8 protein-coding genes are annotated in these 9331 nt (G+C 70.9%); 1 reads left to right on the forward strand and 7 read right to left on the reverse strand.

Annotation, left to right across the window (positions count from 1 at the left end; genetic code table 11):
• Positions 1 to 418: 418 nt before the first annotated feature.
• The gene (locus tag ACZ4LX_RS30030) at positions 419 to 1426 is read right to left on the reverse strand and encodes a stage II sporulation protein M (protein WP_467647355.1); all 1008 of its coding nucleotides are present in this window, start codon (positions 1424 to 1426) and stop codon (positions 419 to 421) included.
• A 119-nt stretch (positions 1427 to 1545) separates the two neighbouring features.
• Between ACZ4LX_RS30030 and ACZ4LX_RS30035 the strand changes: the two genes are divergently transcribed.
• On the forward strand, positions 1546 to 2553 hold the full coding sequence (locus ACZ4LX_RS30035; protein WP_467647358.1) for an RDD family protein: 1008 nt from the start codon (positions 1546 to 1548) through the stop codon (positions 2551 to 2553).
• Between the two features lie 24 nt (positions 2554 to 2577).
• On the opposite strand, the gene ACZ4LX_RS30040 is transcribed toward ACZ4LX_RS30035, so the two are convergent.
• The 6 genes from ACZ4LX_RS30040 to ACZ4LX_RS30065 all read right to left on the reverse strand — a co-directional run bounded on the left by ACZ4LX_RS30040 (position 2578) and on the right by ACZ4LX_RS30065 (position 8967).
• Positions 2578 to 3189, reverse strand: a complete 612-nt coding sequence (locus tag ACZ4LX_RS30040) for a hypothetical protein (protein ID WP_467647361.1) — start codon at positions 3187 to 3189, stop codon at positions 2578 to 2580.
• Positions 3190 to 3407: 218 nt separating this feature from the next.
• Positions 3408 to 4865 (reverse strand): adenosylhomocysteinase, encoded by a 1458-nt coding sequence (gene ahcY, locus ACZ4LX_RS30045; protein ID WP_467647364.1) that lies wholly within the window; start codon positions 4863 to 4865, stop codon positions 3408 to 3410.
• A 252-nt stretch (positions 4866 to 5117) separates the two neighbouring features.
• Positions 5118 to 6152: a cation diffusion facilitator family transporter gene (locus ACZ4LX_RS30050; protein WP_467647369.1), complete on the reverse strand. Its 1035-nt coding sequence runs from the start codon at positions 6150 to 6152 to the stop codon at positions 5118 to 5120.
• 88 nt (positions 6153 to 6240) lie between these two features.
• A complete protein-coding gene (gene manA / locus ACZ4LX_RS30055) occupies positions 6241 to 7461 on the reverse strand; it encodes a mannose-6-phosphate isomerase, class I (protein ID WP_467647372.1) in 1221 nt (406 codons plus the stop codon).
• 135 nt (positions 7462 to 7596) lie between these two features.
• Complete coding sequence (locus tag ACZ4LX_RS30060; protein WP_467647374.1) at positions 7597 to 8733, reverse strand: SIS domain-containing protein; 1137 nt, start codon at positions 8731 to 8733, stop codon at positions 7597 to 7599.
• 51 nt (positions 8734 to 8784) lie between these two features.
• Complete coding sequence (locus ACZ4LX_RS30065) at positions 8785 to 8967, reverse strand: Trm112 family protein (protein ID WP_467647376.1); 183 nt, start codon at positions 8965 to 8967, stop codon at positions 8785 to 8787.
• Positions 8968 to 9331 lie beyond the last annotated feature (364 nt).

Genomic DNA, 9331 nt, shown 5'->3' on the forward strand with positions numbered 1-9331 from the left:
TCCGACTCTATCAGACTCTTTCGTGTCCGATTCCCGGTCGAAGCGGGTCTCGCATTTTCGCTTTCCAGTTCTTCGCTTTCGCGCTTCCCTTTCCGACGATTTCAACCTTACCAGACTCATTCCGTACCGTTTCCGGTTCGAATTTGATTTCCGGTGGCCGTTGAAGTGGCCTTGCCTTTCCGCTGATTCAACTTTATCAGAAGCAAAATGCCGAACCAGTCGGCTTCATGTTCCATGATGATGGGAATCAAAAGGCTCTGCGGAAATTCAATTTCCGGTGAGAGCGATGTAAATCTAACGGTTGCACCCGAACTTGTCCAGTTCGAGGCAACTAGTAAAATCTACCTCCCCCAGTCCGCCGTGTCAACGGTTTTTGGGGCGAGGAAGACACTAGCAGGCCCGGCAGGCCGTACGCACATCAGGCTGCCACCGGCAGTTCGGCGCTTCGTTCGGCTGCCGCCACGTCGCCTGCGTCGCCGGCTCGTGCCGCCCTGCCGCCCAGGATGTAGACGTAGGCGAGGAAGGCCAGCTCGGCGGCGAAGCCGATGGTGATGCGAGCCCAGGTCGGAAGACCCGAAGGGGTGACGAACCCTTCGATGACGCCGGATACGAACAGGACGAGGGCGAGTCCTATGGCCATGCCGATCGCCGCCCGCCCCTGTTGTGCCAGAGCCGTACGCCGGGTGTGCGGGCCGGGGTCGATGACCGTCCAGCCCAGACGGAGTCCGGTGCCGGCCGCGACGAAAACCGCGGTGAGCTCCAGGAGCCCGTGGGGAAGGATCAGGCCGAGGAAGGTGTCGAGCCGGCCCGCCGACGACATCAGCCCTATCCCCACCGCGAGGTTGAGCACGTTGACGAAGAGGATCCAGATCACCGGAACGCAGAGAAACGCGCCCAGCACCAGGCACATCGCGGCGGCCTGAGCGTTGTTCGTCCAGACCTGGGCGGCGAACGAGGCCGCCGGGTGGCTGGAGTAGTACGTCTCGTACTCCCCTCCCGGGCTGGTCAGGCGGCGGAGATCCACCGGGGCTGCGATAGCCGACTGGACCTCGGGGTGTGTGCCGATCCACCAGCCCATCAGCGCGGCCAGAAGCACGGAGAGCACGGCGGTGGGTATCCACCAGTGCCTGGAGCGGTAGACCGCTGCGGGAAAGCCTGCGGTGAGGAAGTGCGCGGCGTCGCGCCAGGAGACACGGCGGGTTCCGGTCACCGTCGAGCGGGCGCGGGCCACCAGCTGTGTGAGGCGCGCTGTGAGCAGGGGGTCGGGGGCGCTGGACTGGATCAGGGAGAGATGGGTCGCCGTGCGCTGGTAGAGGTCGACGAGCTCGTCGGCCTCCGCACCCGTGAGCCTGCGCCCGCGGTGCAGGAGGTGGTCCAGGCGGTCCCACTCGATGCGATGGGCGTTGACGAAGACGTCTAGGTCCATGGTCGGCTGCTGCTCCTGGCATGGGTGCGTACGGGCACGTACAACTGCGGCACGTTGCGGGTCAGCTTGGCAGACTGTGGCCCCGAGGGGCAGGGATGGTCGGCGAAGGGTGGGCGGCGATGAGTGAGCTCGTGACCGGGGACGCGGTCGTACTGGGGTTGCGGCCGGCGAAGTTGCCGAGCCGCGCGCTGGCGATGGTGATCGACCTGGTGGTGATCGGGACGGTCTTCGTGCTGGTGTCCGTCGTGCTGGCCCTCGCGACCGCCTCGCTCGACGACGCGGCTGTCGCGGCGGTGACCGTCGCGGCCTTCCTTCTCGTTCTGGTGGGAGCGCCTGTCGCGGTGGAGACGCTCAGCCATGGCCGTTCGCTCGGGAAGCTCGTGTGCGGGCTCCGGGTGGTGCGGGACGACGGTGGCCCCATCCGCTTCCGGCATGCGCTGGTGCGCGGGACGATGGCGTTGGTGGAGATTCTCGCGACGCTCGGTGTGGTGGCCTCCATCGCCTCACTGGTCTCGGCGCGCGGGCGGCGGATCGGGGATGTCTTCGCGGGAACCCTCGTCGTACGGGAGCGGGTTCCGGCCGACAGGGCGGCAGCCGTGCCGCCTCCGCCGCCCTGGCTGGCAGGACGGTTCGCCGGACTGGATCTGTCGGCGGTGCCCGACGATCTGTGGCTCGCGGTACGGCAGTACCTGACGCGGATGCACCAGTTGGACGACGCCGTGGGACGGGCCATGGCTGAGCGGCTGGCCGGTGAACTTGCCGCGCGGACCGGGGCTCCGGCGCCGGGGGACGTGCCTGCCGCAGCGTTCCTGGCCGCTGTGGTGAACGAACGGCAGGCCCGGGATGCGCGCAGGACGTTCGCCGCAGCCCCTGGAAATGTCGGCGGTCCCGTCTTCGCGAAGCCGCAGAGCGGGATGCCGGGGGTGGCGGGCGTGGCCGGTGCGGGTGCGGAGGGGCCGTGGGGCGCCGTCCCCGCTGCGGCCCCCGTGACTCAGCCCGCTCCGGCTGCCCCTGCCCCTGATCCGGAGGCGGCACCTGGCCCGTCGGCGGGGGCGGACAGTGCGGCAACTGCTCCCGGCGTGGCTGCGGCACGGCCCTCCACCACCGGATTCGCCCCGCCCGCCTAGCGTTCCGAGGGTCGCCCCACCCGCCTAGCGTTCCGAGGGTGGGGATTCCAGCTCTTCGAGCTCGATGCCGGGGGCCGAGAGGACCACGTCACCGGCGATGTGGACGGTGTGCTGCTCGCCGGTGTCCAGGGCGCTGACCTGGTACGCGTCGACGGTCAGAGGGCCGTTGTCAGTGGGGTGCGCTTCACTGTTCACCAGGGACCAGGACTGGTCGGCGGTACGGGGGGCGAGGACGGGGTCCGTGAAGGTGACGATGCGCAGTCGGGTCGGAGGGGAGGCGGGGGTGAGCCGCAGCAGCCGCGCGGTGGCGATGAGAAATGCGGGGGACGTGCCACTGAAGGCGTGGGCGCGGACATTGCCTTCGGTGGCGTGGGTGCCGGTCGGGTCGGTGCGTACCCAGGTGACGCCTTCGAGGGCGGCGCCACGGACCTGCCAGCTCGCGGCATGGAGTTCGAGACGGATGGGGCGGCCGAGCTCGTCGAGAGTGAGGTCCACGGATCCGAGGTGATCGCCGGACGGGGCGGTCGTCTGCGAGACATAGCGCCAGCCCGAGGGGCCCGGGGCGCAGTGGAAGTGTTCTTCACCGAGGGTGGTGTCGTCGTGGAGATCGTGGAGCGAATATCGGCCGCGGGGCATGGGGTCCTTCGGGTTCCTCGGGCTGTGCGGGTGCGGTACGGCGCAGGCCCCCGACACGGGGGTGCGGGGGCCTGCGTTCGTAGCTGCTGCTGCTGAGTCACCGGGTCTGCGGACGTGTGTGCGTCCGCAGACCCCGCGGGATCCGCCGCTGACCGGTCGTCACCGACCGGTGGTGGAGTGACCGGTCGTCGGCGGGTCTTCGCGCGTGGTGACGGGGATCAGTAGCGGTAGTGGTCGGACTTGTACGGGCCCTCGACCTCGACGCCGATGTACGCGGCCTGCTCGGGGCGGAGCGTCGTGAGCTTCACGCCGAGCGAGGCCAGGTGCAGACGGGCGACCTTCTCATCGAGGTGCTTGGGCAGCACGTAGACGTCGGTCGGGTACTCCTCGGGCTTCGTGAACAGCTCGATCTGGGCCAGGGTCTGGTCCGCGAACGAGTTGGACATCACGAACGAGGGGTGGCCGGTGGCGTTGCCCAGGTTCAGCAGGCGGCCCTCGGACAGCACGATGAGGACCTTGCCGTCGGGGAACGTCCAGGTGTGGACCTGCGGCTTGACCTCGTCCTTGACGACACCGTCGATCTTCGCGAGACCGGCCATGTCGATCTCGTTGTCGAAGTGGCCGATGTTCCCGACGATGGCCTGGTGCTTCATCCGGGCCATGTCGGAGGCCATGATGATGTCCTTGTTGCCCGTCGTGGTGACGAAGATGTCGGCCTGCTCCACGACGTCGTCGAGGGTGGCGACCTGGTAGCCGTCCATCGCCGCCTGCAGGGCGCAGATCGGGTCGATCTCGGTGATGATCACTCGGGCGCCCTGGCCGCGCAGGGACTCCGCGCAGCCCTTGCCCACGTCTCCGTAGCCGCAGACGACGGCGGTCTTGCCGCCGATCAGGACGTCGGTGGCACGGTTGATGCCGTCGATCAGCGAGTGGCGGCAGCCGTACTTGTTGTCGAACTTCGACTTGGTGACAGCGTCGTTGACGTTGATCGCCGGGAACAGGAGGGTGCCGTCGCGGTGCATCTCGTACAGCCGGTGCACACCGGTCGTGGTCTCCTCCGTGACACCGCGGATCTCGGATGCCAGCTGGGTCCACTTCTGCGGCGACTCACCGAGCGTGCGGTTCAGCAGCGTGAGGATGTAGGCGTACTCCTCGCTGTCCGCGGTCGAGGGGTCCGGGGCGGCGCCGGCCTTCTCGAACTCGACGCCCTTGTGGACGAGGAGGGTGGCGTCGCCACCGTCGTCGAGGATCATGTTCGGCCCACCGGTGGGGGTGTTCGGCCAGGTCAGGGCCTGCTCCGTGCACCACCAGTACTCCTCCAGCGACTCGCCCTTCCAGGCGAACACCGGGACGCCGGCCGGGGCCTCGGGGGTGCCGGTCGGGCCGACGGCGATGGCGGCGGCCGCGTGGTCCTGGGTGGAGAAGATGTTGCAGGAGGCCCAGCGGACCTCGGCGCCGAGGGCGACCAGGGTCTCGATCAGCACAGCCGTCTGCACGGTCATGTGCAGCGAACCGGTGATGCGGGCGCCGGCCAGCGGCTGCGCGGCGGCGTACTCCTTGCGGATCGACATCAGGCCGGGCATCTCGTGCTCGGCCAGGGTGATCTCCTTGCGGCCGAAGGCGGCGAGGGAGAGGTCGGCGACCTTGAAGTCCTGTCGATTGGCGACCGTGGTCATAACGGGCTGCTCCTCGTGATGGGTCGAGGGTGGGTAGGGCGGCTCTGCGACACGCAGTGGGCACAGGAATGCCCGAGCGGTTCGCAGCGCAGTCCGTCGGAGGCCCTCTCTCCCTCGGCCGGCCCGGCGTACGGACCGATCGACCGCCATCAGCAGCGACGTCTGACACTGCCCACAAATCTACACCGAACGGCCCAGCCGCTCCCAGTCCACCAGACCAGGGAGCGGCCTCATCGGCTTGTCGGGTGCGGGTCAGTGGCCGGATTCCGTGGGGTCGCCCGGAGTGTCGGCGCCATCGCCGGGGGTGCCGTCGGACGCCGGTTCGGCCGGTGCTCCGTCCAGCTGCTTGGCCGGGTTGGTGCCGGCCGCGGCCGCCGCCTCGTTGTAGATGTCCGGCTCCAGATAGATGACACGCGCGATCGGCACCGCCTCACGGATGCGGGACTCGGCGGCGTTGATGGCGTTGGCGACCTCGGTGGCGGTGTCGTCGTGCTGGACCGCGATCTTGGCTGCGACCAGCAGTTCTTCCGGGCCGAGGTGGAGCGTACGCATGTGGATGATCCCGGTGACGGTGTCGCCGTCGACGACCGCGGCCTTGATCTTCTCGACCTGGTCGGTGCCGGCGGCCTCGCCGAGCAGCAGGGACTTCGTCTCGGCGGCCAGGACGATCGCGATGGCGATCAGCAGGATGCCGATGCAGAGGGTTCCGATGCCGTCCCAGATCCCGTCACCGGTCCCGATGGCCAGGCCGACACCGGCGAGGGCCAGAACCAGACCGATGAGCGCGCCGAAGTCCTCCAGCAGCACGACGGGAAGTTCCGGGGCCTTCGCGCGGCGGACGAACTGGGTCCAGGTGAGCGAGCCGCGGGTCTCGTTGGACTCCATGATCGCCGTACGGAAGGAGTAGCCCTCGGCGATGATCGCGAAGACCAGAACGCCGACCGGCCAGTACCAGGCCTCGATCTCGTGCGGGTGCTTGATCTTCTCGTAGCCCTCGTACACCGCGAACATGCCACCGACCGAGAACAGGACGATGGAGACGAGGAAGGCGTAGATGTAGCGCTCACGCCCGTACCCGAAGGGGTGCTGGGGGGTGGCCTCGCGCTGGGCCTTCTTGCCGCCGAGCAGCAGCAGTCCCTGGTTGCCCGAGTCGGCCAGCGAGTGGACGCTCTCCGCGAGCATCGATGACGAGCCACTGAACAGGAACGCCACGAATTTGGCCACTGCGATCGCGAGGTTGGCGGCGAGCGCCGCCACGATCGCCTTGGTTCCGCCTGACGCACTCATGGGTGCCTGGTGTCCCTTCGTCGATGCTGCGGCTCCGGCGGCCGCGGTACGGCCGGACATTGTTGCAGCCGCCGGCGCGGACGGTACGTCAGGCCACCACAGTGGCACGGAACAGCGTGCCCGTACCGGACACCTCGGCCTTCTCCCCGGCCGGTACGAACACCGAGTCGCCCGGTACGAGGCCGAGCTCGCCCGCCTTCGGCGCACCCGCCGTGCAGAGCAGGATCTGGGGCGTGACCGCGGTCAGGTCGACCGGGGCGGCGCCCGGCGAGAGGTCGAAGCGGGAGAGCCGGAACTCGTCGACCGGCGCCTCGTACAGTTCCTCGCCGGACGCGGACGCCTCGGGGCGCAGGATCCCCGGTTCGGTCGCCTCGAAGTGGACGATGCGCAGGAGTTCGGGTACGTCGATGTGCTTGGGCGTCAGTCCGCAACGCAGAACATTGTCCGAGTTCGCCATGATTTCGACGCCGAGCCCGTCGAGGTAGGCGTGCGGAACGCCGGCGCCGAGGAACAGCGCTTCTCCTGGCTGGAGTTGTACGTAGTTCAGCAGCATGGCCGCGATGACTCCGGCGTCACCGGGGAAGTGATGGGCGATACGGGCGTACGGGGCGTAGGCGCCGCCGATCCGTTCGGCGGCCTCCGCTGCGGCTGCCACCGTCTCGGCCATCTCGTCCGGGTCCGCGCCGAGGATCGCGGCGAGGACCTCGCGCAGCGCGGCCTCCTCCGGGTGCGCGCGCAGGAGGTCGGCGTACGGCTTCAGGGAGTCGACGCCGAGCCCCTCCATCGCCTCCGCCGCCTCGACGGGCCGGCGGAAGCCGCACAGGCCGTCGAAGGGGGTGAGCGCGCAGATCAGCTCGGGCTTGTGGTTGGCGTCCTTGTACGTCCGGTGGGCGGCGTCGATCGGCACGGACCGGCGCTCCTCGTCCGCGTACCCCCGCTGGGCCTGGGCGAGGTCGGGGTGGACCTGGAGGGAGAGCGGGGCTCCGGCGGCGAGGAGCTTGAGGAGGAAGGGCAGCCTGGGGCCGAACTTCTCGACGGCGGCCTGCCCGAGTTCACCGGCCGGGTCGGCGGCGATGACGTCGGTGAGGGCCTGCTCGGCGGAGGGCGACGCGTTGAGGGCCTGCGCGGCGGGGGCCTGCGCGGTGACGTCGGCGGCACCGGTGCGGGTGATCCGGGAAGGGGCTCCGGGGTGGGCGCCCATCCACATCTCCGCCTGCGGATCACCGGTGGGGGCCACCCCGAGCAGGGCCGGGATGAGGGTGGTGGAGCCCCAGGCGTACGGGCGCACGGTGTTGGAGAGCCGGTCCATGGAATTCGTCCTCGTGCTGTGGGATGAGAAACGTGCCGTGTGGGAGGTGCGCTGGGTGGTGTGGGGCCTGTGCGGTCGGTGGGCCTCGTCGCGCAGGGTCGTGGGACTGCGCCGCGCGGTGCCTGCGTCGCAGGGTCAGGCGCGGGCCGACGAGGCGAGCGCCAGGTAGACCGCGGCGAAGTCCGTGACCGCGAGGAGTTCGGCGAGGGCTTCGAGCCTGCTGCCCTCCTCCGGTTCCAGCTCACTGATCGCCGTGTCGTGGCCCAGGGCGAGTTCGCGCGCGGCAGGGGCCGCGCTCAGGCCGCCGGCGGGCCGGTCGCGGAGCAGGACGACCCGGGCGTGGAGGGGTTCGGTCTCCTCGACCCGGTCACGGAAGAAGTCGTCGGGGTCGGCCCCGGCGGCGAACGCCCCCGCCAGCAGGGCCCCGTGGGCGGGGAGCGCCTCGGGGAGTCCGGCCGAGAGGGCCGGGCGGCCGGAGAGTTCGGCCAGGACCGCGGCGAACCGGCGCCCGACCGGGCCGGCGGCGTCGCCCTCCGTCCAGACGAGAGGCAGGCTGTCCGCGAGTTCGGCGGCGAGAGTCTTGGCCGGATTGCTGTACGTGGCGATCGTCGGCCCACAGCGTTCAGCCGTACGGTCCAGGCGGTCGGCGACGCTCTGGAGTGTCTCCGGGGGCGCGGTGACCAGGCCGACCCGGTCCAGCAGCGCGAGCAGCGGGGTGAACAGGGCCCAGAGGGTGCCGGGGCCCGCTGCCGAGGTCTCGGCGTCGTACTCGCCGTGCGGGGCGGAGGCCATCGGGACGACGAGGCCGTGCACGCCGTCGACCGCCTCGCGCAGCGGCGACTGCCGGGGCGCCACGGCCACGACGGTGCAGCCTCGGCGGTACGCCTGCTCGGCAAGGAGGGCGAGGCCCGGTTCGGAGCCGTCCGCCGTGGCGATGAGGAGCAGGTCGACGGATCCGGCCCAGCCGGGCAGTGTCCATCGCATCGCGCCCGCGGCGGGGGCAACGCCGGTCGGGTGGATGCGCGTGACCGGCGCCGAGGCCCCGGCCAGGGCCGCGATCAGGTCGGCGACGCCGGACGCGGCGGTGCCGGAACCCGCGACCAGGACGGCGCGCGGGCGGCCCTCCGGGTTCAGCTCACTGATCCCGGCCTCCGTCGCGTGGCGGGCCGCGGTACGGACCCGGGCCCCCGCCTCGGCGGCACCGCGGAGCAGGCCGCGGCGGTCGGCTCGGGCCAGTGCCTCCGGGGCGTCGAGCAACGACTCGTCGAGCATGGGGACGGTCCTCCGATCACGTGCCGATCACCGTGCGGGGTGGGGCCGGGCTTACGCGGGGCGGCGGGCCTCGTCGACGAGGAGGACGGGGATGCCGTCCCGTACCGGGTAGGCCAGGCCGCAGTCCGCGCTGGTGCAGATCAGTTCGGGGCTGTCGGCCGCCGACCGGTCGTCGAGGGGGGAGTGACAGGCCGGGCAGGCCAGGATCTCCAGGAGGCCGGCTTCGAGCGGCATGGGGTGGGTTTCCCTTCGGGCGGACGGGTCGGTCGGGCGGGACGGGGGGTGTCGGGCGGGTCGTACGTGATCTTGCTCGTGCCTCATGGGCCGGGCGAGGTCAGCCTACCGCCGGGGTGACGGGGGCGCGGCCTGGCCCGCCGGTCAGGTGGGCGGGGCGGCGGGGGTGGGCACGGGGCGGGGCGGAGGCGCGGTTGTCGCGGGTGCGGGGCGCGGGTGCGGGGCGCCGGCGCGGGTGCGGGGCGCCGGCGCGGGTGCGGGGCGGGGGGGGCCCCGGGGGGGGGGGGGGGCGGGGGCCCGGCGGGGGCCCCCCCCCCCCCCCCCCCGACCCCCGGGGCCCCCCCCCCCCCCCCCCCCCCCAACC

This window comes from Streptomyces sp. NPDC026062, assembly GCF_055568375.1.

Bases quoted from the DNA above. Each gene is read 5' to 3' on its own strand.
- ACZ4LX_RS30060 (WP_467647374.1), bottom strand. From the start codon at position 8,733: ATGCTCGACGAGTCGTTGCTCGACGCCCCGGAGGCACTGGCCCGAGCC.
- manA (WP_467647372.1), bottom strand. From the start codon at position 7,461: ATGGACCGGCTCTCCAACACCGTGCGCCCGTACGCCTGGGGCTCCACC.
- ACZ4LX_RS30065 (WP_467647376.1), bottom strand. From the start codon at position 8,967: ATGCCGCTCGAAGCCGGCCTCCTGGAGATCCTGGCCTGCCCGGCCTGT.
- ACZ4LX_RS30050 (WP_467647369.1), bottom strand. From the start codon at position 6,152: ATGAGTGCGTCAGGCGGAACCAAGGCGATCGTGGCGGCGCTCGCCGCC.
- ACZ4LX_RS30035 (WP_467647358.1), top strand. From the start codon at position 1,546: ATGAGTGAGCTCGTGACCGGGGACGCGGTCGTACTGGGGTTGCGGCCG.
- ACZ4LX_RS30040 (WP_467647361.1), bottom strand. From the start codon at position 3,189: ATGCCCCGCGGCCGATATTCGCTCCACGATCTCCACGACGACACCACC.
- ahcY (WP_467647364.1), bottom strand. From the start codon at position 4,865: ATGACCACGGTCGCCAATCGACAGGACTTCAAGGTCGCCGACCTCTCC.
- ACZ4LX_RS30030 (WP_467647355.1), bottom strand. From the start codon at position 1,426: ATGGACCTAGACGTCTTCGTCAACGCCCATCGCATCGAGTGGGACCGC.